Annotated in this window: 27 protein-coding genes; 9 read left to right on the forward strand and 18 right to left on the reverse strand. The window is 65.1% G+C overall.

Features of this window, described 5'->3' with window-relative positions; translation table 11 throughout:
- Positions 1-11: 11 nt before the first annotated feature.
- From dapF to CHB96_RS01605, 3 genes are all read right to left on the reverse strand, one after another.
- On the reverse strand, positions 12-881 hold the full coding sequence (gene dapF, locus CHB96_RS01595; protein ID WP_089242797.1) for a diaminopimelate epimerase: 870 nt from the start codon (positions 879-881) through the stop codon (positions 12-14).
- Between the two features lie 96 nt (positions 882-977).
- Positions 978-1,886, reverse strand: coding sequence for a tRNA (adenosine(37)-N6)-dimethylallyltransferase MiaA (gene miaA / locus CHB96_RS01600; RefSeq protein WP_089242798.1), 909 nt, complete (start codon positions 1,884-1,886; stop codon positions 978-980).
- Positions 1,883-2,602 (reverse strand): class III extradiol dioxygenase subunit B-like domain-containing protein, encoded by a 720-nt coding sequence (locus CHB96_RS01605; protein WP_176444064.1) that lies wholly within the window; start codon positions 2,600-2,602, stop codon positions 1,883-1,885. The genes miaA and CHB96_RS01605 overlap by 4 nt, the downstream gene beginning before the upstream one ends.
- Before the next feature lie 185 nt (positions 2,603-2,787).
- On the opposite strand from CHB96_RS01605, the gene CHB96_RS01610 reads away from it, so the two are divergent.
- Positions 2,788-4,212: a DUF349 domain-containing protein gene (locus CHB96_RS01610; RefSeq protein ID WP_089242799.1), complete on the forward strand. Its 1,425-nt coding sequence runs from the start codon at positions 2,788-2,790 to the stop codon at positions 4,210-4,212.
- A gap of 4 nt (positions 4,213-4,216) precedes the next feature.
- Here the strand turns inward: CHB96_RS01610 and CHB96_RS01615 are convergent, their stop codons facing one another.
- Together CHB96_RS01615 and miaB are read right to left on the reverse strand one after the other, a co-directional pair.
- Positions 4,217-4,792 carry an Rv2732c family membrane protein gene (locus tag CHB96_RS01615; protein WP_245865129.1) on the reverse strand — a complete coding sequence of 192 codons (576 nt, stop codon included), beginning with the start codon at positions 4,790-4,792 and terminating at the stop codon, positions 4,217-4,219.
- Positions 4,789-6,294 (reverse strand): tRNA (N6-isopentenyl adenosine(37)-C2)-methylthiotransferase MiaB, encoded by a 1,506-nt coding sequence (gene miaB, locus CHB96_RS01620; protein WP_281254386.1) that lies wholly within the window; start codon positions 6,292-6,294, stop codon positions 4,789-4,791. The genes CHB96_RS01615 and miaB overlap by 4 nt, the downstream gene beginning before the upstream one ends.
- A 241-nt stretch (positions 6,295-6,535) precedes the next feature.
- Here miaB and CHB96_RS01625 point away from each other — a divergent pair, with 241 nt between their 5' ends.
- The 4 genes from CHB96_RS01625 to CHB96_RS01640 all read left to right on the forward strand — a co-directional run bounded on the left by CHB96_RS01625 (position 6,536) and on the right by CHB96_RS01640 (position 9,813).
- On the forward strand, positions 6,536-7,264 hold the full coding sequence (locus CHB96_RS01625; protein WP_176444104.1) for an amino acid ABC transporter ATP-binding protein: 729 nt from the start codon (positions 6,536-6,538) through the stop codon (positions 7,262-7,264).
- 64 nt (positions 7,265-7,328) lie between these two features.
- Complete coding sequence (locus CHB96_RS01630; RefSeq protein WP_089242802.1) at positions 7,329-8,165, forward strand: glutamate ABC transporter substrate-binding protein; 837 nt, start codon at positions 7,329-7,331, stop codon at positions 8,163-8,165.
- Positions 8,166-8,254: 89 nt separating this feature from the next.
- Positions 8,255-8,932, forward strand: coding sequence for an amino acid ABC transporter permease (locus CHB96_RS01635; protein ID WP_089242803.1), 678 nt, complete (start codon positions 8,255-8,257; stop codon positions 8,930-8,932).
- A complete protein-coding gene (locus CHB96_RS01640; protein ID WP_089242804.1) occupies positions 8,932-9,813 on the forward strand; it encodes an amino acid ABC transporter permease in 882 nt (293 codons plus the stop codon). Before CHB96_RS01635 ends, CHB96_RS01640 begins: the two co-directional genes overlap by 1 nt.
- Positions 9,814-9,924: 111 nt before the next feature.
- On the opposite strand, the gene recX is transcribed toward CHB96_RS01640, so the two are convergent.
- From recX to CHB96_RS29925, 6 genes are all read right to left on the reverse strand, one after another.
- Positions 9,925-10,476, reverse strand: coding sequence for a recombination regulator RecX (gene recX / locus CHB96_RS01645; RefSeq protein ID WP_089242805.1), 552 nt, complete (start codon positions 10,474-10,476; stop codon positions 9,925-9,927).
- A gap of 16 nt (positions 10,477-10,492) precedes the next feature.
- Positions 10,493-11,530, reverse strand: a complete 1,038-nt coding sequence (gene recA, locus CHB96_RS01650; protein WP_089242806.1) for a recombinase RecA — start codon at positions 11,528-11,530, stop codon at positions 10,493-10,495.
- Positions 11,531-11,717: 187 nt separating this feature from the next.
- On the reverse strand, positions 11,718-11,912 hold the full coding sequence (locus tag CHB96_RS01655) for a DUF3046 domain-containing protein (protein WP_089242807.1): 195 nt from the start codon (positions 11,910-11,912) through the stop codon (positions 11,718-11,720).
- A 24-nt stretch (positions 11,913-11,936) separates the two neighbouring features.
- Positions 11,937-13,085, reverse strand: a complete 1,149-nt coding sequence (locus CHB96_RS01660; RefSeq protein ID WP_176444065.1) for a glycosyltransferase — start codon at positions 13,083-13,085, stop codon at positions 11,937-11,939.
- Positions 13,082-14,629 carry a glycerol-3-phosphate dehydrogenase/oxidase gene (locus tag CHB96_RS01665; protein ID WP_217899907.1) on the reverse strand — a complete coding sequence of 516 codons (1,548 nt, stop codon included), beginning with the start codon at positions 14,627-14,629 and terminating at the stop codon, positions 13,082-13,084. Before CHB96_RS01665 ends, CHB96_RS01660 begins: the two co-directional genes overlap by 4 nt.
- Positions 14,626-15,243 (reverse strand): TetR/AcrR family transcriptional regulator, encoded by a 618-nt coding sequence (locus CHB96_RS29925; RefSeq protein WP_371828968.1) that lies wholly within the window; start codon positions 15,241-15,243, stop codon positions 14,626-14,628. The genes CHB96_RS01665 and CHB96_RS29925 overlap by 4 nt, the downstream gene beginning before the upstream one ends.
- Positions 15,244-15,372: 129 nt before the next feature.
- Between CHB96_RS29925 and CHB96_RS01675 the strand changes: the two genes are divergently transcribed.
- Both CHB96_RS01675 and CHB96_RS01680 read left to right on the forward strand, forming a co-directional pair.
- Positions 15,373-16,944, forward strand: coding sequence for an FAD-binding oxidoreductase (locus tag CHB96_RS01675; RefSeq protein WP_089243060.1), 1,572 nt, complete (start codon positions 15,373-15,375; stop codon positions 16,942-16,944).
- Complete coding sequence (locus tag CHB96_RS01680) at positions 16,941-17,852, forward strand: diacylglycerol kinase (protein ID WP_089242808.1); 912 nt, start codon at positions 16,941-16,943, stop codon at positions 17,850-17,852. Before CHB96_RS01675 ends, CHB96_RS01680 begins: the two co-directional genes overlap by 4 nt.
- On the opposite strand, the gene CHB96_RS29535 is transcribed toward CHB96_RS01680, so the two are convergent.
- The 6 genes from CHB96_RS29535 to pgsA all read right to left on the reverse strand — a co-directional run bounded on the left by CHB96_RS29535 (position 17,839) and on the right by pgsA (position 21,443).
- Positions 17,839-18,012 carry a hypothetical protein gene (locus CHB96_RS29535; protein WP_176444067.1) on the reverse strand — a complete coding sequence of 58 codons (174 nt, stop codon included), beginning with the start codon at positions 18,010-18,012 and terminating at the stop codon, positions 17,839-17,841. The two genes, CHB96_RS01680 and CHB96_RS29535, sit on opposite strands and share 14 nt — an antisense overlap.
- 111 nt (positions 18,013-18,123) lie before the next feature.
- On the reverse strand, positions 18,124-18,915 hold the full coding sequence (pspM, locus tag CHB96_RS01690) for a phage shock envelope stress response protein PspM (protein ID WP_089242810.1): 792 nt from the start codon (positions 18,913-18,915) through the stop codon (positions 18,124-18,126).
- A gap of 63 nt (positions 18,916-18,978) precedes the next feature.
- Entirely contained in the window at positions 18,979-19,791 is an 813-nt protein-coding gene (locus tag CHB96_RS01695) for a PspA/IM30 family protein (RefSeq protein WP_089242811.1), read from the reverse strand.
- A 99-nt stretch (positions 19,792-19,890) separates the two neighbouring features.
- A complete protein-coding gene (locus CHB96_RS01700) occupies positions 19,891-20,232 on the reverse strand; it encodes a helix-turn-helix domain-containing protein (protein WP_089242812.1) in 342 nt (113 codons plus the stop codon).
- Positions 20,233-20,322: 90 nt separating this feature from the next.
- A complete protein-coding gene (locus CHB96_RS01705) occupies positions 20,323-20,823 on the reverse strand; it encodes a CinA family protein (protein WP_089242813.1) in 501 nt (166 codons plus the stop codon).
- On the reverse strand, positions 20,820-21,443 hold the full coding sequence (gene pgsA / locus CHB96_RS01710; RefSeq protein WP_089242814.1) for a CDP-diacylglycerol--glycerol-3-phosphate 3-phosphatidyltransferase: 624 nt from the start codon (positions 21,441-21,443) through the stop codon (positions 20,820-20,822). Before pgsA ends, CHB96_RS01705 begins: the two co-directional genes overlap by 4 nt.
- 116 nt (positions 21,444-21,559) lie before the next feature.
- Here pgsA and CHB96_RS01715 point away from each other — a divergent pair, with 116 nt between their 5' ends.
- A complete protein-coding gene (locus tag CHB96_RS01715; RefSeq protein WP_245865130.1) occupies positions 21,560-22,144 on the forward strand; it encodes an amino-acid N-acetyltransferase in 585 nt (194 codons plus the stop codon).
- A 54-nt stretch (positions 22,145-22,198) separates the two neighbouring features.
- Positions 22,199-22,480, forward strand: a complete 282-nt coding sequence (locus tag CHB96_RS01720; protein WP_089242815.1) for a YciI family protein — start codon at positions 22,199-22,201, stop codon at positions 22,478-22,480.
- A 72-nt stretch (positions 22,481-22,552) separates the two neighbouring features.
- On the opposite strand, the gene CHB96_RS01725 is transcribed toward CHB96_RS01720, so the two are convergent.
- Positions 22,553-25,195 carry an FtsK/SpoIIIE family DNA translocase gene (locus tag CHB96_RS01725; protein WP_176444068.1) on the reverse strand — a complete coding sequence of 881 codons (2,643 nt, stop codon included), beginning with the start codon at positions 25,193-25,195 and terminating at the stop codon, positions 22,553-22,555.
- Between the last annotated feature and the right edge of the window lie 46 nt (positions 25,196-25,241).

Here is a 25,241-nt window from a genome sequence, read left to right on the forward strand (position 1 = left end):
CACGTGAGTATTCAGCTGAGTGCCCTCCACCACTGATCGTCGATGTCTCCTTCGGCCAACAACACCGACGGCCCGCGCAGCACCGCACCCGAATCGTCGATCGTCACGGTGACCTCGCCGCCGGGAACACCGACGACGACAGACCCCGAATCGAGACCTTCGTAGGACAGTGCCGCCGCGGCTGCCGCGACCGTTCCGGTTCCGCAGGATCGTGTCTCACCGACTCCTCGTTCGAAGACGCGCATGTCGACGCGCCCGAACTGCAACCTCGTCACGATCTCGACGTTCGCGCCGTTCCGGAAGAAATCGGTGTCCAACGTCGGGGGCGACGACAGGTCCAGTGCTCGCAGCGACGTGATGTCCGCCGAGGCGTCGACGCACGCGAGGTGCGGATTACCGACGTCGATACCGATTCCGTCGAACGTGCGGCCGCCGAGTGTCGTGCTGCTCGCTCCGAGTAGTCGTACATCTCCCATGTCGACGGAGACATCCGCGTCGGTCTCGTCCACCTTGTGGACCGTGACTGGCTTGCCACCTGCCCGTGACCCGACGACGAACCGGTCGTCGTCCACGAGACCGTGGGCCCGTACGTAATGTGCGAACACTCGAACTCCGTTGCCACACATCTCCGCGATGCTTCCGTCGCCGTTGCGGTAGTCCATGAACCAGTCGTCGGCGCCGACTCCGGGAGGCAGTCGATCGAGCACACCCTGCTCACGCAGGACCCCTGCCCGTGCGACGCGCAACACGCCGTCGGCACCGATGCCACGACGCCGGTCGCACAGTGCAGCGACGCGTGAGCGCAGCAGCTCGATTCTCGCGTCGGGATCGAAGAGCACGACGAAGTCGTTCTGCGTTCCGTGGCCCTTGGCAAAATGCATGGTCCGAATTCTACGGCCGGGAGTGGAGCCTGCAGGAACGACCCGGACAAGCCGGGAGTGGAGCCTGCAGGAACGACCCGGATCGGGAGCGTTTCGTCAGCCGGCGAGGGCCGCGAGGGCGTGCTCGGTCAGGTGAGGATCGGCACCGTCCAACCAGTGGACTCGTGGATCCCGGCGGAACCACGACCGCTGCCTGCGTACGTAGCGACGGGTGCCGATGAAGGTCCGCTCGCGTGCGTGATCGAGGTCGCTGCCTCCGGCCAGGTAGTCGAGGACCTGGGCGTAGCCGATAGCGCGGGATGCGGTGACGCCGTCGCGGAGACCTATCTCGACGAGTGAGGCGACCTCGTCGACGAGACCGGAGTCGAACATCAGATCAGTCCGCATGGCGATCCGCTCGTCGAGCTGGGCCGTGTCCCGATCCACCCCGAGGATGAGTGTGCCCCATCGCGGTTCGCCGATCTTCGGTGCCGATGCCGCGAACGGAAGTCCGGTGATCTCGACGACCTCGAGCGCGCGGACCATGCGTCGACCGTCGGTGGCCAGGATCGATGCCGCAGCCTCCGGGTCGGCCTCGATCAACGCGCGGTGGACCGCTTCGGTACCGCCTTCGGCGAGTACCTGCTCCCAGCGCGCTCTGACCTCGGGATCGGTGGCGGGGAATGCCCATTCGTCGAGCAGGGACTGGACGTACATCATCGAACCGCCGACGATGATCGGCACCTTGCCACGTCCTGTGATCTCCTCGACGTCCCGAACTGCCGCTGCCTGGTAGTGGGCGACGGTCGCGACCTCGGTCACGTCCAGTACGTCGAGCTGGTGATGAACGATCCCGCGGCGCTCGTCTTTCGCCAGTTTCGCCGTGCCGATGTCCATGCCGCGGTACTGCTGCATCGCGTCGATGTTGACGATCTCGCCGTCCAGAGCCTCGGCGAGATCCAGGCCGAGGTCGGACTTGCCTGTGGCAGTCGGCCCGATGACAGCGATCGGAGCACGGGTGCTCATGCGGACGGCTCCCAGATCCCGACGAAGTAGCCGACCCCGAGCGGTGCGCCTCGATAGAGCTCCGTCGGTTTCAGGCGCTCGCCCTCGACGACTCCTGCGAGGACCTGCCACGCTGCGGCGCCCCCGACACCCAGCGCGCTGCAGAGACCCCGGTCGATCTCGCCGAGGAATCCGACGTCGGCTGCGGCGAGGGCGTCGTCGATCGTGTCCTGCACGTCGGGGGAACGGTCGTCGAACGAGCCGGGAGCCTTGGGGGTCAACGTGATGGCTCCGTCGGCGACGACGAGCAAGCCCCACTCCTCATCGCTTGCATCCAAGTGGTGCCGCAGTTCTCGGCCGAGGCTCAGGCACGACGACGTATCGGTGTCGGCAGCGATGATTCGGGCCTCGACGACCGCGTCCGGAGCAGTCCGATCACGCAGCCATGCAGCGATCAACGCGGCGAGTGGCATCCGAGGGTCGAACTGCGCGGCATCTCGGGACAAGCGTGCCTCGACGTCGACACCGTATCCCTGGAAGGTTCCGCGCGTGTTCGGCATAACGGTCGACGACGCGTCGCCCACCCCGATAGCCATCCACTTGCTCGCGGCCCGGCCGAGACGTCTCGCCGCATCGAGCGCGGCGTCGCGCACGGCGTCCGTCTCGGGGGCTCCGCCGCCGGTCAACTCCGGAACCAGCAGGGGCGGGGACGGCACCAGGGCCACTGCGCGAAACACGTCGACCACGCTAGTCGGTGTGCGGTCGATCCTCCGACACGGACACCGCAGAGGGCGTACGACATCATGTGTTGCCGTCTCACCTGTTTCAATGGTCGGAACGGGCGACACCGAGTTGAATGGTGTTCATCGGTGACCAACAGCGCGATAGAGGCAGCCGTGACGCGCGGCAGAGACGAGGAACAATGACCGATCCCAGTGGCACGACCAGCAGCAGCTCCCCTACTCCTGCAGGTCCGAAGCCTGGAACCCCCAAGCCCGGCGCTCCGAAACCGGGTGCGCCGAAACCAGGTGGACCGACACCGGGAGCATCGAAGCCGTCCGGCTCTTCGGTGGCCAAACCTCATCCGGTCTCGTCTCACGTCGCGTCCGTGACGCCGACCGTCGCACCGCCGAGCGATCCCAGCAAGTTCGGACGAGTCGACGACGACGGCACGGCCTGGGTCACGACGTCCGACGGGGAACGCCAGATCGGCTCGTGGCAAGCGGGCGACGCCGCCGAGGGACTGGCTCACTTCGGGCGCCGGTACGACGACATGTCCACCGAGGTGGCCCTGCTCGAAGCCCGTCTGACGGCAGGATCCGGTGATGCGAAGAAGACGAAGCACGCCGCCGAGGCACTGCTCGAGTCCGTCCCGACCGCTGCCATCATCGGCGACATCGATGCACTGACGCGTCGGCTCGAGGTCGTCGTCGAGCACTCGGAGGCCGCAGCTGCCGTCGCGAAGCACGAGAAGGAAGTGGAACGCGCTGCACACACCTCCCGCAAGGAGGAGTTGGCCGCGGAAGCCGAGCAGATCGGCAGCGAGTCGACGCAGTGGAAGCACGCGGGTGACCGGCTGCGCGAGATCCTCGACGAGTGGAAGACCATCCGCGGCGTCGATCGCAAAGTCGACGACGCATTGTGGAAGCGCTACTCCAAGGCACGCGAGAACTTCAATCGCCGTCGTGGTGCGCATTTCGCCGACCTCGATCGGGAACGCGGCGCGGCCAAGGCACGCAAGGAGGAGCTCGTCGAGCAGGCGAAGGCATTGTCGTCGTCGACCGAGTGGGGTCCGACGGCCGGGGCTTTCCGCGATCTGCTCGTCGAATGGAAGGCCGCGGGGCGCGCACCACGCGACGCCGACGACGCATTGTGGAAGAACTTCAAGGCCGCACAGGATGTGTTCTTCGAAGCGCGCAACGCCGCAGCATCCGAGCGTGACGCGGAGTTCGAGGCCAATGCCGCCGTGAAGGAAGAGTTGCTCGCCAAGTACACCGCCATCGATCCGAACAAGGATCTGGACGCCGCGCGTGCCTCCCTACGCGACCTACAGGAGAAGTGGGACGCTGCGGGCAAGGTGCCGCGCGATCGGATGCAGGAGCTCGAGGGCAAGCTACGCGCCATCGAGAAGTCGGTACGCGACGCCGCCGACGACCAGTGGCGACGCACGGACCCCGAAGCCCTCGCGCGAGCGGCGCAGTTCCGCGAGCGCGTCGCACAGTTCGAGGAGCAGGCCGCAAAGGCGCAGGCTGCAGGCAAGGACAAGGACGCCAAGCGTGCGCTGGAACAGGCGCAGCAGTGGCGCGAATGGGCCGACGCCGCGGAAGGCGCCGTCGGCGAGCTCTAGGACGTCAGCGCTTGCGGTCGGTCGGTCGCCCGAGAACGGGACCGGCCCACTGCGAGCTCTGATCGGCTTCCGCCGCAGCAACTCGGCGACGCTCCTGAGCCGCGAGCTGCGCATTGGTCTTGTTCCACACAGCCTTGAGCCAGTGGAATGTCAGCACCAGCACGGTGATCCACGCGATGATCAGCCCCAGGCCTGGACCAGCTCCGGGCGAGTCGGCGGGGAGAGTTTGACGCGACCAGATCGACAACATCCCGAACACGCAGGACACCGCACTTCCGCACAGTGCAGCCCACGCGAGTACCCACACCCGTGTCACCAGCGCGAGCACCGAGAACACGATGCCGAACACCAGCACGAACCACACGAATATCCGCGACGGCAGTGCGATCGACTCGTCCACGGCCGACGAGCTACCCGACAGCACGTCGAAGCCGGTCGCACCACCCGCATGCGGCAGCGCGAGTGTGCCCAGAAGCACCAACACCAGAACGGCGACGACCATCGCTCGCGCGCCCGGGTCGATCTCGGCGTCGATCCGGCGCTCGGCCGTGTCGTAATCGGGTCGATCGTTCGAACTCATGCGTTGCATCCTGTCTGGACGGGCAGCGGAGCCGGGGCTCCGATGGTCGGCAGCCCCAGACCGACGCCGATGGGAGCTGTCTTCGGAAGTTCGCCGCGTTCGTAGGCGTCGCCTGCAGCGGTGCGTCGATGTGTCCTGACGCCGGCGTCGGCGATCAGGTGATAGGGCGCGGCGGCCGTGATCGACGTCGTCACCACGTCGCCCGGCCGGATCTGCTCGCCGCGATGATCCTCGGTACTGAAATGGACGAGCCGACCGTCGCGTGCCCGGCCACTCATACGATGCGTCGCCGCGTTCTTTCGACCCTCGTTGGACGCGACGAGCAGTTCGACGTCGGAGCCCACGAGTTCACGGTTGGCATCCAGGACGATCTCCTCTTGCAACGCGATCAACCGCAGGTACCTCTCTTGCACGACCTCCTTGGGCACCTGATCCGCCATGTCGGCTGCGGGCGTCCCCGGCCGCTTGGAGTACTGGAAGGTGTAGGCGTTGGAGAACCGTGCGCGACGCAATACTTCGAGTGTCTGCTCGAAGTCCTCCTCGGTCTCACCGGGGAAGCCGACGATGATGTCGGTGGTGATCGCTGCGTGCGGCATCGCGGCGCGAACCTTGTCGATGATGCCCAGGAACTTGCTCTGCCGGTACGAGCGACGCATCGATTTCAAGATTCGGTCCGACCCGGACTGCAACGGCATGTGCAGGGTCGGGCAGATGTTCGGGGTGCTCGCCATCGCCTCGATGACGTCGTCGGTGAACTCGGCCGGGTGCGGGGACGTGAACCGAACGCGTTCGAGACCGTCGATCTGCCCGCACGCCTTCAGTAGCGACGCGAATGCACCCCGGTCACGCGGCAATTCGGGATCGGCGAACGACGCCCCGTATGCGTTGACGTTCTGACCGAGCAACGTCACCTCGAGTACGCCCTGATCGACGAGGGCCTGCACCTCGGCGAGGATGTCGCCGGGCCGACGGTCGATCTCCTTGCCGCGCAACGCCGGAACGATGCAGAACGTGCATGTGTTGTTGCACCCGACCGAGATGGACACCCAGCCCGCGTAGGGCGATTCGCGCTTGGCAGGCAACGTCGACGGGAACGCATCGAGCGATTCGAGGATCTCGACCTGCGCCTCGTCGTTGTGCCGTGCGCGCTCGAGCAACACCGGCAAGGATCCGATGTTGTGTGTCCCGAAGACGACGTCGACCCACGGGGCCTTGTCGACGACGGTGTCGCGGTCCTTCTGCGCCAGGCAACCGCCGACGGCGATCTGCATGCGCGGGTTCCGGGACTTGGCCGGGCGCAGCATGCCGAGATTTCCATAGAGTTTGTTGTCGGCGTTCTCACGCACCGCACACGTGTTGAAGACCACCAGGTCGGCATCGGAACCTGCATCGGCGGGAACGTAGCCCGCTTCTTCGAGCAAACCGGCGAGTCGCTCCGAGTCGTGCACGTTCATCTGGCATCCGTGCGTGCGTACTTCGTAGCTCCGCACGGCGTCGTCGATGCCTCGCGGGGTCTTCAGGTGACTCGTTTCCACCCCTCCAGGGTACGGCCCGACACGTCGCGTTCACGCCGGGGACTCGAGCCCCTGCGGCGTCGATACCGACCGACAGTAAAGTTTCCATTACATAATTCCCGATGTCGGGTGAAAACCGCTGCCGACAAGCAAACTACGAATAGGGTTCTGCCGTATGACGCATGCTACCGACGCGCCGGCTTCCGGTGCTCTTGCCGAGCGACCTCCGATGATCTCCTTGAAGACGGTGGACAAGCATTTCGGCGATCTGCACGTTCTCAAGGACATCAACCTGGACGTACCGACCGGTCAGGTCGTCATCGTTCTCGGACCGTCGGGCTCGGGTAAGTCGACACTGTGCCGCACCATCAACCGTCTCGAACCCATCGACTCCGGCTCCATCGAGGTCGACGGTGACGTTCTCCCCGCCGAGGGCAAGGCGCTCGCTGCATTGCGCGCAGACGTGGGCATGGTGTTCCAGTCCTTCAATCTGTTCGCGCACAAGACAATTCTCGAGAACGTCATGCTCGCGCCCCTCAAGGTGCGCAAGCTCAAGAAGGACGAGGCGCGGAAGAACGCACTCGCGCTTCTCGAACGCGTCGGCATCGCCAACCAGGCCGACAAGTATCCGGCACAGCTCTCCGGCGGCCAGCAGCAGCGTGTCGCCATCGCGCGATCGCTTGCCATGAACCCCAAAGTGATGCTGTTCGACGAGCCGACGTCCGCCCTCGACCCCGAAATGGTCAACGAGGTTCTCGACGTCATGACCTCGCTTGCCAAGGAAGGCATGACGATGCTCGTCGTCACGCACGAGATGGGCTTCGCCCGCAAGGCCGGAGACCGCGTCATCTTCATGGCCGACGGGGCTGTCGTCGAGGACACCGACCCCGAAACGTTCTTCACCTCCCCGAAGTCCGAACGCGCCAAGGACTTCCTGGGCAAAATCCTCGGACACTGATCCGCACACACAGTCTCACCAGCATTTTCAGCACTGATCGTCAGACCGACATGGAGGAACACCAGTGAGAATCAATCGATCGATCCGTATTGGCGTGGGAATCGCAGCGCTCGCCATCGTCGCTACCGCCTGTGGCGGCGGCGAGGAGGCACGCAGCGTTTCCTCGAGCGCAGAGAACGGCAACCTGATCGTCGGCATCAAATACGATCAGCCAGGCCTAGGACTGCGCAACCCGGACGGAACGTTCAGCGGATTCGACGTCGAGGTCGCCAAGTACGTCGCCGGCCAACTCGGTGTCTCCGAGGAGAACATCGAGTTCAAGGAAGCACCGTCGGCTCAGCGCGAGACGCTGATCCAGAACGGCGAGGTCGACTACGTCGTCGCCACCTACTCGATCACCGATGCGCGCAAGGAGAAGGTCGGCTTCGCCGGACCGTACTTCGTTGCAGGACAGTCGCTTCTGGTCGGCGAGAACAACACCGATATCACCGGCCCGGAATCGCTCACCGGCGGCAAGAAGCTGTGCTCGGTCACCGGCTCCACGCCTGCACAGAAAGTCAAGGACACCTACGCCCAGGACGTTCAGCTGCAGGAGTACGACACGTATTCGGCATGTGTCGAGGCGCTGCGTAACGGTGCCGTCGACGCCGTCACGACCGACGACATCATCCTGGCCGGCTACGCCGCGCAGTACCCGGGTGAGCTCAAGGTCGTCGGTGAACCCTTCACGACCGAGAACTACGGCATCGGCCTCGCCAAGGACGACACCGAAGGTCGCAACCAGATCAACGACGCCATCGAGGAAATGATCTCGAGCGGCGCTTGGGAGACGGCGTTCAACGAGACCGTGGGCGCCTCGGGTTACGAACTGCCTGCCAAGCCGACTGTCGACCGCTACTGACGCTCTGCCATCTGCCCGAGTGCGCGCAGCCGGATCTGCGCGTACTCGGGTCGGGCACGGCCCTTTCGAGCCGATAGGACATTCCCACATTGAATCTATTGAGCAAGTACGGCGACCAGCTCGTCGACGCGTTCATCATGACCATCAAGCTGACGGTTCTGTCCGCGATCGGCGCCCTGATCCTCGGTACCATCATCGCCGCGATGCGTGTGTCACCGATCCCGATCGCGCGCGGCATCGCCGCCACCTACGTCACGATCTTTCGTAACACTCCCCTGACCCTGATCATCCTGTTCACATCGTTCGGGCTGTACCAGACGATGGGTGTCGCACTCGCACCGCAGGATTCGCCGACCTTTCTGGTCGACAACAACTTTCGACTCGCGGTCCTCGGTTTGAGCGTGTACACCGCTTCGTTCGTAGCCGAGTCACTGCGGTCCGGCATCAATACCGTGCCCGTCGGTCAGGCCGAAGCCGGACGATCTCTCGGTATGACGTTCACGCAGAACATCACGATCGTCGTTCTCCCGCAAGCATTTCGGGCCGTCATCGGACCGTTGGGCAGCGTGCTGATCGCCTTGACCAAGAACACGACCATCGCGTCCGTGATCGGCGTCGCCGAGGCGTCGTTGCTGATGAAGACGATGATCGAGAACGAGGCTGCCATCTTCGTCGTCGGTGGCATCTTCGCCCTCGGCTTCGTGATCCTGACGCTCCCGACCGGGCTTCTGTTCGGCTACCTCAGCAAGCGATTGGCGGTGAAGTGATGAGTGACGCCGTAGCCGTTCTCTACGACGTTCCAGGGCCGAAGGCCAGGGCGCGGTACCGCATCCTGTCCGGAGTCGTGCTCCTCGCATCCCTCGGAATCGCGTACCTGATCTATCTGGCGCTCGATTCCAAGGGCCAGTTGACGTCGGACAAGTGGGATCCGTTCCTCGAGTCGACAACGTGGACGACGTACCTGCTTCCCGGCATCCAGGGCACGCTGGTCGCCGCCGCACTGTCGATCGTGTTCGCGTTGATCCTCGGTGCCGTACTCGGCATCGGTCGATTGTCCGATCATCGTTCGGTTCGGATCGTCAGCGGCGTGATCGTCGAATTGTTCCGTGCCGTACCGGTTCTGATCCTGATGATCTTCCTCTACGCGGTCTACGCCGAGTACGAGGTGTTCAAGGTCCGCTACCTGGCACTGGCTGCCGTCGTCACCGGTCTGACACTGTACAACGGGTCGGTCATCGCGGAAATCGTTCGCGCAGGCGTCAATTCGCTGCCCAAGGGACAGACGGAAGCCGCCTCTGCGCTCGGTATGCGCAAGGGCCAGGTCATGCGCATCGTGTTGCTGCCGCAGGCAGTCACTGCGATGCTGCCGGCCATCATCTCGCAGATGGTCGTCGCGTTGAAGGACTCCGCGCTCGGTTATCTCATCGGTTACGTCGAAGTCGTGCGTGCCGGTCAGCAAGTCGGCGCGTTCTACGGCAATTACCTGCCTGCACTGATCATCGTCGCGATCCTCATGATCGTGATCAACTCGCTCCTGACCAAACTCGCCACAGTCGTCGAACGGCGGATGCGGCAGAAGAAGCGGAAGACCGGCGGCGGAGTTGTTCCAGCCGCTGACTTCGGCGGAGGTCCGGCCGGAGCGGCCTGATCGAACACGGTCTATCGAAAACCGGTCTGTCGAACACCAACGAGGCCCGCAACACGGATCGATCGTGTTGCGGGCCTCGTGTTTTCGACGGTGGATGTCTCGGGTGGACGATCACCCGAAACGATCACCGTCGAAGTCTTCGGTGTCGGCGCCGAGCTTGTCGAGCTCCGACTTCACCACGCCGAACGCCATCCCCTGCGAGTAGCCGCGGCGTGCCAACATGCCCACGAGCCTGCGGACTATTTTGTCCCGCTCGGCGCGAGCGTCGGGATCCGACGCACTCGGTAGGGTCAGAGTCCGACACTTCTTGCGCACCAGCTCGGTTGCGCGTTCACGTTCGTCGTCGCTGTCGATCTGGTCCAGAGCGTTCTGCGCATGGACGCCGCTGACACCCTTGTTGCGCAGTTCCAGACCGATCGCGCGCTTTCCCTTGCCCGAGTACGTGTGCCGCGAATGCACCCACTGTTCGGCGAACGCCGCGTCGTCGACGAGCTTGGCGGCCGTGAGCCTGTCGAGAACCGCGGTGGCGACAGCTGGGGTGAAGCCCTTCGCGGCCAACTTGGTCTCGAGTTCGTGCCGGCTCCGAGCCCTGTCGGTCAGTAACCGAAGGCAGACATCCTTTGCCTGCGCTTCGGTACCTCCCTCGTCGCTGTTCGGTTGCACGACCAGCTACCGCCGATCAGAAGTCGACGGGTGCTGCTGCATCGTCGGTTGCCGTGACATCGGCACCGATCTGCAGCTTCTCCATGATCTTCTTCTCGATCTCGTCACGGATGTCCGGGTTCTCCAGCATGAACTTGCGGGCGTTTTCCTTGCCCTGTCCGAGCTGATCACCGTCGTAGGTGAACCACGATCCCGACTTACGAATGAACCCGTGCTCGACACCCATGTCGATCAACGAGCCCTCACGGCTGATGCCCTTGCCGTACAGGATGTCGAACTCGGCCTGCTTGAACGGCGGCGCGACCTTGTTCTTGACGATCTTGACGCGGGTGCGGTTACCGACGGCGTCGGTACCGTCCTTCAGCGTTTCGATACGGCGAACATCGAGGCGAACCGAGGAGTAGAACTTGAGCGCCTTACCACCGGTGGTGGTCTCCGGCGATCCGAACATGACGCCGATCTTCTCGCGCAGCTGGTTGATGAAGATCGCGGTGGTGCCCGAGTTGCTGAGAGCACCGGTCATCTTGCGCAGCGCCTGGCTCATGAGGCGCGCCTGAAGACCGACGTGGCTGTCACCCATCTCGCCCTCGATCTCGGCGCGCGGCACGAGCGCTGCCACCGAGTCGATGACCAGGATGTCGAGTGCGCCGGAACGAATCAGCATGTCGGCGATCTCGAGTGCCTGCTCACCGGTGTCCGGCTGGGACACCAGCAGCGCATCGGTGTCGACACCGAGCTTCTTCGCGTAGTCGGGATCGAGTGCGTGCTCCGCGTCGATGAACGCAGCGATTCCACCGTTGCGTTGAGCATTCGCCACCGCGTGCAATGCAACCGTCGTCTTACCCGAGGATTCCGGGCCGTAGATCTCGACGACACGACCGCGAGGCAGTCCTCCGATGCCGAGTGCGACATCCAGTGCGATCGAGCCGGTGGGGATGACAGCGATCGGCTGGCGGACCTCGTCACCGAGGCGCATCACCGATCCCTTGCCGAAGTTCTTGTCGATCTGCGCAAGTGCAAGATCGAGCGCTTTGTCGCGATCGTAAGCAGGCATCGTGATCTCCTATGGTCTCGTTCAGCGTCATGGTTCGTTCAGCGTCGCTTCGACGTGTTGCCGATTACGGTAGAGCCAGGCACCGACAAGAAACGTTTTCGAACCCCGCTGCGCACCGAATGACACCAGCATAGGGGAACACTTGTTCGATTGCGTGCACCGGCCTACCGACACGCCGACGAATTTCTCACCAACGATTGCGCGGGACGTCGAACTCGCTGCACAGAGCACGCCACACGTCGCGCGGGTCGACCCCGGCCTCGATCGCTTCGGCCCCGGTCTGCCCGTCCAGGCTCTGAATGACATGGTCGACGAGCATGGAATCTCCTCGAACCTGGCCGAACTCTTCTGTCAACAACTCACGAAACTCGGTCAGACGCACGCATCAACCGTAACCGAAAGACGCTCACCCCAGCACGGTGCGGCACACCGTCACAGGGTTCTCGACGTGTCGCGCACCCGCTGCGGCGGACTCGGCCGCGTGCGCGAAGCTGCGGTCCTCCACCACACGCATCACGGCCTCGCCGACGGCCTCCGGACTCGGTGGCCGAACCACGACGGCACTGCCCTGACGCGCGGCCCGATTGGCCAGTTCCCACTGGTCCCCGCCTCCCGGAATCGCGACGACCGGTACACCGTGGATCAGCGACTTCGCGAGCATGCCGTGCCCGCCGCCGCACACGACGACGTCCGCGTGCGTCAACAGTTCGTCCTGACGACCGAGGCCCGCGCGTGCCCAGCTCGGGAGATCCGCCGGGGGCTCGTCGAGCATCGATGCAACGACACGCACACCACGCCCGTCCAAACCCTCGAGCGTCGATTCGAGCATTCCCTGCGCGCCCGTGAACGCCGTCGACGGCGCCACCATGACGACGGGACCCGAGCCGCCGGGCAGCGGTAGCGTCTCGCGCGTCGGCTCCCACAGCAGCGGCCCCACGACGTGCGCTTCCGTCGGCCAGTCCGGCCTCGGCACCTCGAGCGCAGGGATGGTGGCGATCAGGCGAGCTGCGGGACCTGGATCGTGTGCGGGCAGACCCACGCTCTGTCGGGCTACCCCGCGCTGGGCCTTGCCGCGCGCGATCGATCTACCGGTCGCGGCTCGCATCAGCGTGTCGCGCATTCTGCCGCGAACGCCGGTTCCGGGTGCGAGGCCACTTCCGATGGGAGGCAGACCTTTCGACGGCGCGTACAGCGGATGAGGGCAGAGCTCGACCCAGGGGATTCGCAGCCGCTCAGCGGCAATCCCACCACCGGCAGTGAGGACATCGGACACGACGAGGTCGGGCGACACATCTTCCAGATCCGGCAGCAATTCCGTCGAGATGAACGCAGCTCGTGAGTGAATGCGCTGCCCTGCGTCCAGGTCGTCGTCCTCCGGGCGTGGAGCCAAGCCCTTCAGCACCCGAGTGTCGATGCCGGCCCCGCCGCCTGCCTCGACCCATCGGGAACCTGTGAACAGCACGGGACTGTCACCGGCGGCCGCCAGTTCCAGGCACAACGCGATCGCGGGAAACGCATGACCGGGATCGGGGCCGGCGACGACCGCAACTCTCACGCGTGACGCTCCGTCAGGACACGAGTCGCGGCGTCGACAGCGCGTTCGCGATCGGCGTCGACCAGGCCGATTCGGGTCCGTCGGTCGAGCAGATCGGCGACGGTTCGAGCCCCTTCGTACCGCACCGCGAACTCGGTTTCGGCGACCAGCACGTCGATTCCATCGGCAACGGGCAAAGCGCCGCCCGGGACGGACTCCGCAAGTGCGACGACGAGCGAGGCCTCCGAACCGTAACGGCGCACCAACACGTCCGGGGCGGGCGGACCCAGGACTGCCCCTGCGCCGACCAGCGGGATCGACGCAGTTCGACACGGACCTGCACTCGCCCCTGCCGCCGAGACGGCTGCGTCGACCGCGTGCTCGGCCATCCGTCGATACGTCGTCAACTTTCCACCCACTGCGCTGATCGGACCGTCCCCGTCGTCGAGGATGGCGTGCCGCCGCGACACGTCGGCCGTCTCCTTGCCACCGGAGTCGAGCAGTGGTCGTAGCCCAGCGAACGTACCGACGACGTCGAACAGCGTCGGCGCGGGGTCGACGGCCGTACCGAGAACGTCCAGCAGGAACTCGATCTCGGAATCCGTTGCCCGTGGCTCGTCCGGAATCGGTCCGTCGGCGGCGACATCGGTCAAGCCGACATAGACGCGATCGAGCGGGGCGGGCAGCGCGAACACGAAGCGATTGCGCTCCCCCGGAATCGGAATGGTCAGCGAACTCGTCAGGCCACCGAACGTCGATCTCTCGAACACGAGATGCGTTCCTCTGCTCGGCCGCAACGAGATTCGTGGATCGATCTGGCCCGCCCACACACCCGTCGCGTTGACGACGATGCGCGCACGGACCTCGGTCGACGCCCCCGTGTCCTCGTCCGTCAGTGTGGCCGAGGTTCTGTCGACGTTCGACGCGGACACCCCGGTGAGAATGGATGCACCGTGCAGGGCCGCGGTCCGTGCGACCGCGACGACGAGACGGGCGTCGTCGACGAGTTGTCCGTCCCACGCCATCAACCCGCCGCGCAAACCGTGCCGGAGTACGGTGGGCGCCTCGGCCGTGACGACATCTGCGTCCACGGATCGCGAATTGGGCAGAACCGCAGCAGAAGTGCCGGCAGCGCGGCGCAACACGTCGCCTGCCAGGAACCCGGCACGCACGACGGCGGCCTCGGAGCGAGACACTCCGGGCAGGAGCGGAACCACTTGCGCCAGAGGCCTGATCAGGTGGGGCGCCGTGCGGGTCATCAGGATTCCGCGTTCGACGGCGCTTTCGTGGGCGATCGCGACGTTTCCGGAGGCCAGGTAGCGGAGCCCACCATGGACGAGTTTGGAACTCCACCGGCTCGTACCGAAAGCGAGATCATGCTTGTCCACCAACACGACGCGCAGGCCACGCGTCGCGGCATCCAGTGCGATGCCTGCACCGGTGATGCCGCCTCCGACGACGAGTACATCGATCTCGGCTCCATCGAACAACGTCGAGCCGAACAGGGCATCGAGTTCTCGTCGACGGCGTTCGCCGTCGAGACGCGCGCTGGCTGCTGGAATCACTCTGCTCGGGGACGAAGGTAGGCGTCGACTGCATAGGCGAACTCGGCGACCAGAATTTCGCCCGGAATCCTGCCGGACACCATCTCCGCGGACTGGACCGCCGATTGAACCATCAGCAGCAGAACCGTCGCGAGATGCACCGGGACACCGTCGCGGATCGAGCCTTCGCGTTGCCCACCGTCGATGATCGGCACGAGCGCGTCGATGATGAGCGACTGACTCGTTCCGAGCCTGTGCAGGATGTACGTCGCAAGTATGTCGGGGTCGGACCGCAGGATCTTGACGAACAGCGGGTGCAGCCGCACCTTGTCCGCGACGTCGGATACCGCCGAGGCGAGCTGCTCGCGAGCGTTGGATCCGGGGTCGAACGACGGCATCACCGAACCGATTTCGCGCGTCAGGAGGCTCGAGACCACGGCCCGGGTGTCGGACCATCGCCGATAGACCGTCGGTCGGCTGACTTTCGCGCGCCGCGCGATCTCCGCCAAAGTGGTTCGCCGAACCCCGAATTCGAGAATGCACGATCGTGCGGCGTCGAGCACCTGATCGTCGACAGTCGGTGGCTCCACGGATGCGGTGACAGTGTCCTGGACGACGGCAGGCTCGACCACCACTACACCCCGTTCGCAGACGACATTCGAGCGACTCGTTCATGCCCGAGTTACAAAAACCTATGCTGTGTAACACTATAGATCATGCGCGAACAACCCCCAGTGGAGCTGCCCGCCACGCGTGCGCCGATCATGGCATGGGACGCATGGGGTGCGCACGATCAACACGCGCCGTTGTCGGAGAGAACACGCGCCATTCTCCGCACCGCCCTCCACGTCGACGTGCACGAACCGTCGCACCCGAATGCCGACGACGTCCGTCTGACGGCAAGTACCCTCACCGACGAGTCGAGGCGCGGGCTGGCAGATATCGTCGGCGCCGACCACGTCGTCACGAACGACGATGTGCGACTTCGACATCTGGGCGGCAAGAGCACCATCGACCTGTTGAACCGTCGTAGCGCCGACGTCCAGAAAGCACCGGATGCCGTCGTGTTTCCCGCCGATCGGGCCGAGGTCGAGGCACTTCTGAAATTCTGCACCGACACATCCATCGCGGTCGTACCGTTCGGCGGCGGGACGAGCGTCGTCGGTGGACTCGAACCGGTCCGTGACTGGTTCGATGCCGTCGTCGCGGTGAGTACCCGACGCATGTGCGCGCTGACGGCGGTCGACACGGAATCCAGAACCGCGGTGCTCCAAGCAGGCGTCACGGGACCGGAAGCCGAGGACATGCTCGGCCGACATGGGTTGACGCTCGGGCACTTTCCTCAGTCGTTCCGATACGCGTCCATCGGTGGCTTCGCTGCGACGCGATCGTCGGGTCAGGCATCGGCCGGCTATGGACGGTTCGACGACATGGTCGAGGCGCTCACCGTGGTCACGCCCATCGGGGTGGTTCAACCGGGCCGTGCACCCGCGTCTGCCGCGGGACCGGACATGCGTCAGGTGTTCCTCGGCTCCGAAGGCACCCTCGGGATCATCACCGACGTCACCGTCCGAGTCCACGAGATTCCGGAGACGACGGTCTATCGCGCGTGGCGGTTCACGGATTTCGCCGCAGGCGCCGAGGCGTTCCGAATCGTCGCGGGGACGCCCAGCAGGCCGACCGTCATGAGATTGTCGGACGAGGCCGAGACCGGCATCAACGCGGCTCTCTCGGATCACGACGCACCACACGGCGGCTGTCTCGCGATCATGACATTCGACGGAACCGCGACCGACGTCGCCCGACGTGTCGAGGACGTCGACGCGCTGCTTGCGCGGGCCGGTGCGACAGTCGTCGACGAATCCGCCGCGCGCGCCTGGGAACACGGCCGTTTCGACGGGCCCTATCTGCGCGATGCGCTACTGGACGTCGGCGCTCTGGCCGAGACGCTGGAGACGGCTGCCCACTGGTCGTCGCTCGCCGCTGTTCGGACGGCCGTGACGGGTGCGCTGGTCGAGTCGCTCGGCGCCGCAGGGACTCCCCCGGTCGTCATGTGCCACATCTCGCACGTCTATCCGACGGGTGCGTCGTTGTACTTCACTGTGGTCTGCGCCGCCGCGGACGATCCGATCACACAGTGGAGGAACGCGAAAACAGCTGCAACCGATGCGATGACGGCCACGGGCGCCACTGTGACACATCACCACGCCGTCGGCAGCGACCACAGGAATTGGATGCCACACGAAATCGGCGACGTCGGAATCGCTGTGCTGCGTTCCATCAAATCGGCGGTCGATCCCGCAGGAATACTGAATCCTGGCAAGCTGATCCCATGACTCGAACGGTCACGGTCCTGACCAATCCCGCTGCGGGAAACGGCCGTGCGCCTGCCATCACTGCCACTGTCACAGCGCGACTCCGTGAACGAGGACTCGACGTCACCACCATCGAGGGCCGGACCCAGGGAGATGCCCTCGACTCGGTCAAGCGAGTGGTCCGCACCGGAACCGACACGGTTGTCGTCGTGGGCGGCGACGGCATCGTGAATCTCGCGCTGCAGGCCGTCGCGACCACGTCGACCGCACTTGCGGTGGTCCCCGCAGGCACTGGAAACGATCTCGCGCGTTTGCTCGGTGTGCCGCAGGGTGATCCCGTCGCTGCCGCGGACATCGTCGCCCGCGACGACAAACGCACCATGGACCTGGGCCGTGCCGGTGACCGCTGGTTCGGCACTGTCATGTCCAGCGGATTCGACAGTCTGGTCACCGAACGTGCCAACAGAATGCGATGGCCTCGCGGACCACTGCGGTACAACCTGGCGATGGTGTTGGAATTGACGCGGCTGCATCCCATTCCGTATTCGATCGAACTCGACGACGCGACGATCGACCTGGAGGCGACGCTCGTGACCGTCGGAAACGGCCCGACGTACGGCGGAGGTATGGCGATCTGCCCCGACGCCCGCGTCGACGACGGCCTGCTGGATGTCACCGTCGTCAGGGCAAGTTCACGGACCCGGCTCGTCCGACTGTCCCCGACCCTCTACAAGGGAACGCACGTGGACTTGCCGGAGGTCGACACCTATCGGTCGAAGCGAGTGTCGTTGTCGGCTCCGTCGATGGTTGCCTACGCGGACGGCGAGCGGTTCCGACCGCTCCCGATCCGCATCGAGGCCGTACCGCGCGCGCTGACGGTGATCGTCGGCGAGACTTCGCCGTTGCACCGCTGCACTACAGCTTCGTGAGATCGCGATTCTCACCCGACGAGATCGCCTTGACGAGCCAGTAGATCCCGAACACGATCGCGGCGGCCACGGCTACCCAGAACAGACCCTTGACGACCGCACCGAGCACGGCGAACGCGATCCAGACCAGGACGATGATTCCGAGGATTTTCCAGAACATGGTGTTCCCTTCTTCGTGGGTGTCGATATCGACCCTCACACGGCGAAGAGCCGAAAACACCAGGTCGGCAACGAGTTCAGGGAAAGATGGGGGAACACCCTGAGGGGCATCCTAGGAGTGGCGCCGCCGGATCTCGGCCAGTTCGGTCAACGCCGTCGCCCACCCGTCGAGCCGGTCGGTCGCCGACGTCAGCTCTGCTCTACGCAGGTCGACCGCGCTCGACGGCAGCTGAGCTGGGGCCGTCAACCGCGCGGCCGCAGCCACGAGTTCCTCGAACTGGTCGACGCCGGAGTGCAGTTGGTCGGCCGCGTTTCGGATCGTCGGCCCGAGGTGCTCGGCCGCCATCGTGTTCGACGCGGCCGCACGTTCCATCGACACGACGTCGGTGGCCATCGATGCGAGCGCCGTCGCCGCAGCAGCAGCGACCTCTGTGGTCTCCGCGAGTTCTGCGGAGTCGACCGACTCGGATCGAGCAAGTATCCCGGTGAGCTCGTAGAGGCTTCGCTGAGCGCCTGCGAGTCGGTACATCGGCGCGTATGCAGCCGAACCGCTGTCCGGCAACGTCGCTCTGCCCGGCCTCGCGGGCGGGAGCGGCTGAGCCCGCAGTCGGCGGTACCGGCCGAGTGCGAGGACCGCAGGTACAGCGAACAGCATCGCTCCGCCACCGGTGGCGAACATCGTCCACTCGGGAGCCGACGCCGCCGCGAGACCGGCAGTCGAGGCCACCGAGACGCCCGACGCACCGCCGAACCACGACCCGCGCCGACGCGCACGTCGAGTGCGACGAATGTGCTTCTGCCGTGGGTCGTTCCACCGGTTCGCCTTGTCGACCAGCGATTCGCCCATGCGGCGCGCCGAGTCCGCTACGGCGCGAACGCCGTTCACCGACTCCGATACAGGCATGGCCGACCACTTACGTGGCCGACCATGATCGTCATTGTTCATGTTCCGGGGAAACTGTTCACGTCAGTTCTGTGCAGGAGGCTCTGGAGTGGCATTCGGCGACTTGGCGATCGACGGCTTCTGCGCTGCCGAGTTACCCGACGGAAGCGAATCTCCCGCCATCGACGCACGAATCTGTTCGAGCCTGCTGTGCCCTGCCATCTGCACGGACGCCTGCTGCACTTCCATCATCCGACCGGACACCGAATTCTGCGCCAGCTCGGCCGATCCCAGTGCGTCGGCGTAACGACGTTCGATCTTGTCGCGCACCGCGTCGAGGCTCGGCGTGTTGCCGGGTGCGGACAGCGTGCTGTCCATCGAGCGGAGCGACTCGCTGACCTTTTCCTGCATCTTGGCCTGCTCGAGCTGGCTGAGGAGCTTGGTGCGCTCTGCGACCTTGGCCTGCAGCGCCATCGCGTTCTGCTCGACGGCCTTCTTCGCTTGCGACGCAGCCTGCAACGACTGGTCGTGCAGCACCTTCAGATCCTCGACACCCTGTTCCGCGGTGACCAACTGTGCCGCGAACGCCTCGGCTGCGTTGGTGTACTGCGTCGCCTTCTCGGTGTCACCCGCAGATGCCGCCTGGTCGGCCAGTGTGACGGCCTGACGAGCATTGGCGTTGAGCTTCTCGACCTCGTCGAGTTGGCGGCTCAGCTTCATCTCCAGCTGACGCTGGTTGCCGATCACCGAGGCAGCTTGCTGGGACAGCGCCTGGTGTTGACGCTGTGCATCCTCGATGGCCTGCTGAATCTGAACCTTGGGGTCGGCCTTCTCGTCGATCTTGGAGTTGAAGAGGGCCATCATGTATTTCCAGGCCTTGACGAAAGGATTAGCCATGGGTTGATCCTGCCTCCGAATCGAGCGCCGCGTCAGACGCGTGGTGGGTCAATGCTGGTGTCGTGCGAACTGCAGGTTTCACACTAGCGTCCCGGCGAATCAGGCGGCGGCGAGTGCGCGTGCCGGTGCGGGAATGACGACGCGAGTGTCGCCCGCGATGCGCGGCGACTGCTCGACAGCAGGCGTCGCGTGCTGATCGTTCGTCGCCCGGACCGACAGCGATTCGCTGACGTCGCTCAGTACATCGGACAGCGGTACCGCAAGTGCATCGCAGATTGCAGCAAGGAGCTCACTGGAAGCCTCTTTACGTCCACGTTCGACCTCGGACAGGTAGCCGAGGCTCACGCGGGCAGTATTCGAGACCTCACGCAGTGTGCGACTCTGTGCGACGCGAGTGCGCCGCAGACTGTCGCCGAGTGCTTCACGCAATAGCAGCGCCATCTCGCTCCTCCTCGTTGAAACTGTTCGTCATCGGAGTCTTTCGACCGTCTTCAGCTACAACGCCCGACACGGTTCGATTGGTTCCCGACCCTATACGTCCGTACGGCTGAGCACGCGTCGGAGAAGTTCCGACACGGCTTCACGGACTGTATCCCGTCGAACGGTCCAGCGGTCGCCCGACAGTCGGAGTTCGTTCACTCGGGTGTCGTCCGGCCCGGCGATCCCGACGAACACGGTGCCGACCGGATGCCCGTCCTGACTGTCCGGTCCCGCGACGCCCGTGAGTCCCACACCCCAATCCGCGCCGCACACACGCCTGGCCCCGTCGGCAAGCGCTGCTGCCGTGCTCGCCGCAACGGGTCCGTCGGAGTCGAGCACGTCCTGGCCGACACCCGCAAGGGTGGCCTTGAGGTCCGTGGCGTAGACGACGACGCCGCCCCGAAGCACCGCGCTGGCACCCGGTACGCCGGCGACCGTCGCGGACAGCAGTCCCGCGGTCAACGACTCGGCGGTCGCAACGGTCTGCCCGAGCCGTGTCAGCGCGGCGACGAGTCGATCCACCTCCAGACCATCGACGAGCGGATCCGTCACGACGACGTGACCCCACGCCGCAGACGAATCGCCTGCACGACGTAGTCGAGGCCGGTGTAGACGGTCAGAAAGACCGCGAGGCCCATCAGCGTGACCGACGCGAAGCGCACCTCGTCGGGCAACGGGGCCAGATACATTCCGATCGCGAAACTCTGGACGAGGGTCTTGACCTTGCCCCCACGACCGGCCGGAATCACGCCGTGCCGGATCACGGCGAAGCGCACGAGGGTGATGCCCACTTCGCGTATCGCAATCACGACGGTGATCCACCACGGCAGGTCGCCGAGAATCGACAGGCCGATCAACGCGGCGCCGATCAACGCCTTGTCGGCGATGGGGTCTGCCATCTTTCCGAAGTCGGTGACCAGGCCGTATTTACGCGCGAGCTGGCCGTCGATTCGGTCCGTGATCGCCGCGACCGCGAACACGAGCGTCGCACCGATGCGCCAGCGCGTGTCGTGGCCGTCGTCCGCGAACAGGACGACGAGAAATACCGGAACGAGCGCTATTCGGAGAACCGTCAGCACGTTGGCGATGTTGACGACCGGTACGGCGTCGGAACTTCCTGTCGTGGAATTGCCGTGCGGCAATCGTGAGCCTGGAGTGACGGGTTCGGTCATACGTACCCGTCCCCGCGCATACTCGGTCGACAACGATGTCCTCGCCGCATGGGAAGCACTTCGGTAACGGACACACGGAGAGAATATCCGTTGCCGCGTTGACTACTGTTCACCACATGACTTCTGCGCCGAACCGGGCGAGTCGACTCGACGTCGATTCGCCGGAAGAACCAGCATCCGACGACGTCGTCAGGCCACACGGCGGCGACGAACTGGTCGTTCGGCGCGCACGTACGTCCGACATTCCCGAGATCAAGCGGCTGATCGACATCTACGCCGGAAAGATCCTGCTCGAGAAGAATCTCGTGACGCTGTACGAAGCCGTTCAGGAGTTCTGGGTCGCCGAACGGGCGGACACTGTCATCGGGTGTGGTGCACTCCACGTTCTGTGGGCGGACCTGGGTGAGGTCCGCACGGTCGCGGTGGACCCGTCGGCCAAAGGCCACGGCGCCGGGCATCTCATCGTCGACAAGTTGATCAGCGTCGCACGCGAACTGTCGCTCGGCCGCCTGTTCGTGCTGACGTTCGAGGTCGACTTCTTCGCCCGGCACGGCTTCGCCGAGATCGACGGCACTCCCGTCACGGCCGAGGTGTACGCCGAGATGTGCCGGTCGTACGACACCGGCGTCGCCGAGTTCCTCGATCTGAGCTACGTGAAACCCAACACACTCGGCAATACCCGGATGCTGCTGTCGCTCTGACAGGATTCCTGGTGTCCCACGATCAGTCGGCTCGAATCTAAGGAAGTACGTTCCATGGCGTTGTTCTCCGTTGTCTACACGTATTCACCCAGCACCACGGACGGGCGTGACACGCACCGCGCGACGCACCGCGCATGGCTGAAGGATCAGCTGGACCAGAAGGTTCTCGTGTCTTCCGGCCCCTTCGCCGACGGCAGCGGTGCGCTCATCATCGTCGAGGGCACCGACCTCGCGTCCGTCGAGGCACTGTTCGCGCAGGATCCGTTCCAGGTGGAGAACCTCGTCGAGGCATCCGTCATCAGCGAATGGACTCCCGTGATGGGCGCGTTCGCCTAGTGCCGCTGCGCGGCCCGTGAGTGCGTAGTTGGTCCTGATGCCAACTACGCACTCACGGGCGCCGCAGGCGCACTACTCCTCCCCCGGGTCCCCACCCTTGATCGACCACAGCAGACCGTCGAGCTCGTCCGGCTTGACCAGCACCTCGCGGGCCTTCGAGCCCTCGCTCGGCCCTACAACTCCCCGGTTCTCCATGAGATCCATCAGCCGACCTGCCTTGGCGAATCCGACGCGCAACTTGCGTTGCAGCATGGACGTCGAACCGAACTGACTCGTCACGACCAGTTCGACGGCCTGAAGCAGAACATCGAGATCGTCGCCGATGTCCGGGTCGACGTCCTTCTTGTCCGACGCCTTGGCCGCGGTGACGGTCTCGTTGTACTCCGGCTCCGCCTGGTTCTTCGCGAAGTCGACGACGGCGGCGATCTCTTCGTCGGTGATGAATGCACCCTGCAGACGCGTCGGCTTCCCAGCGCCCATGGGCAAGAACAGCGCGTCGCCCATACCGATGAGCTTCTCCGCACCCGGCTGATCGAGAATGACCCGCGAGTCCGTCAGCGACGACGTCGCGAACGCGAGCCGAGACGGCACGTTGGTCTTGATCAGACCGGTGACGACGTCGACCGACGGTCGCTGCGTCGCGAGCACCAGGTGGATTCCGGCCGCACGGGCCTTCTGCGTGATACGGACGATGGCGTCCTCTACGTCGCGAGGCGCCGTCATCATCAGGTCGGCGAGCTCGTCGACGATCGCCAGGATGTACGGGTAGGGCCGGTACACACGTTCGCTGCCGAGAGGCGCGGTGATCTCCCCCGACTTGACCTTCTTGTTGAAGTCGTCGATGTGGCGGACCTTGTTGACCTGCATGTCCTGGTAGCGCTGTTCCATCTCCTCGACCAGCCAGGCGAGCGCTGCCGCTGCCTTCTTCGGCTGCGTGATGATCGGGGTGATGAGGTGGGGAATGCCCTCGTACGGCGTCAGCTCGACCATCTTGGGGTCGATCAGGATCATCCGGACCTCGTCGGGCGTCGCTCGCGCCAGCAGCGAGACGAGCATCGAGTTCACGAAGCTCGACTTACCGGAACCCGTCGAACCGGCCACCAGAAGGTGGGGCATCTTCGCGAGGTTGGCGCTGACGAAGTCGCCTTCGATGTCCTTGCCGAGACCGATCACCAGCGGGTGATGATCCTTGCGCGTCGACGGCGCGGTCAGCACGTCGGCGAGACGCACCATCTCGCGATCGGAGTTGGGCACCTCGATGCCGACCGCGGACTTGCCCGGGATCGGTGCGAGCAGACGAACGTTGTCGGTGGCGACCGCGTACGCGATGTTGCGTGCGAGCGCGGTGATCTTCTCTACCTTGACGCCGGGCCCGAGTTCGACCTCGTAGCGAGTGACGGTCGGGCCGCGGGTGAACCCGGTGACGGCAGCGTCGATCTTGAACTGCTCGAGCACCTCCGAGATGGCCTCGATCATCGCGTCGTTCGCTTGACTGCGCGTCTTGGGCGGGTCTCCGTCGATCAGCAGCGACAGTGACGGCAGCGTGTAGTCCCCGTCGACGACGCGGTCCACGACGATCTTCTCGTCGTCGGCCTGCGGCTTGGGTGCCGTCTCCTTGACGATGGGCTTCGGCTTCGGCTTCGGCGGTGCCACCGCGGCTGCCGGTGCGGGAACGGGCTCGGGCTCCGGCGCGATGACCTCGGTCGGCGCCTCCGGCGGTGGGGTACGACGCGATCGCGTCTTCTTGACCGGGACGTACTCCTCGGTCGGGTAGTTGGAGTACGGATCGCCTCCGTCGACGGGGTAGCCGTCGAGGGCTGCGTCGTCGTAACCGCCGTATCCGTCGTCGAATTCGGAGCCGTAGTCGGCGGGGTCGTAGTCGCCGTACTCGTCGCCCCGACTGTCGGTGCCGAACAGCGATCGCAGCCGGTCGGGTACGTCACGAACAGTCGTGCCGGTCAGGAGCAGAACGCCGAACAGTCCGGCGAGCAGCAGGAGCGGGACAGCCAACCAGACCGTCAGACCGTCGGAGATGGGACCGCCGGCGATGTAGCCGAAGAAGCCGCCACCGGTCGAGCGGCCTGCGGCGTCCGTGGGCGAGCCCGCAGCCAGGTGCCACAGGGCCAGAATCGGGAGGATCACGAGTATCGAACCGAGAACCAGCCGTGGACGGATGTCCGGGTTCGGTTGGGACCGCATCAGCAGCACCGCGCAGGCGACTCCCAGCGCGGGTACGACGTAGCCTGCGTCGCCGACGAGTGCCCGAACCGCGACCTCGATCCATTCACCGACAGGTCCGCCTGCGCTGAACCAGACGGCAGCGGCGACGACGACGCTGACGGCGATGAGTCCGAGAGCGATGCCGTCGCGACGATGGCCGTGCTCGATGTCCTTGGCCTTGCTGACGGTGCGCGTCGTCGCGCCCACGCCTTTCGCTGCCATGGACCACGTGGACGAGATACCGCGGCCGACAGCGGACAGAGCTCCACCGCCGGACTTCTTCTTCGTCGCGGGCCTGCGCGTCGCGGCTGACCGCGTGGTCGCGCCTGCCTTCGACGGGCTGGACTTGCGTGGTGCCGTCGGTTTGCGTGGCGTCGACACGGTCCGTGTCGTTCGTCCTCCGGAAGACTTCCGCGATGCCCCCGAAGCACGCGACGCCGCACCATCTCCGGCACCGCCGGCTCGCGAACTTCGAGTGCTGGTCTTTCCTGCCATGGCCCCTAGGCTAGTCGCAAGGGCACCTTCGAAACCATCCGCAACA

The sequence above is a fragment of the Rhodococcoides kyotonense genome (assembly GCF_900188125.1).
GTDB lineage: Bacteria > Actinomycetota > Actinomycetes > Mycobacteriales > Mycobacteriaceae > Rhodococcoides > Rhodococcoides kyotonense.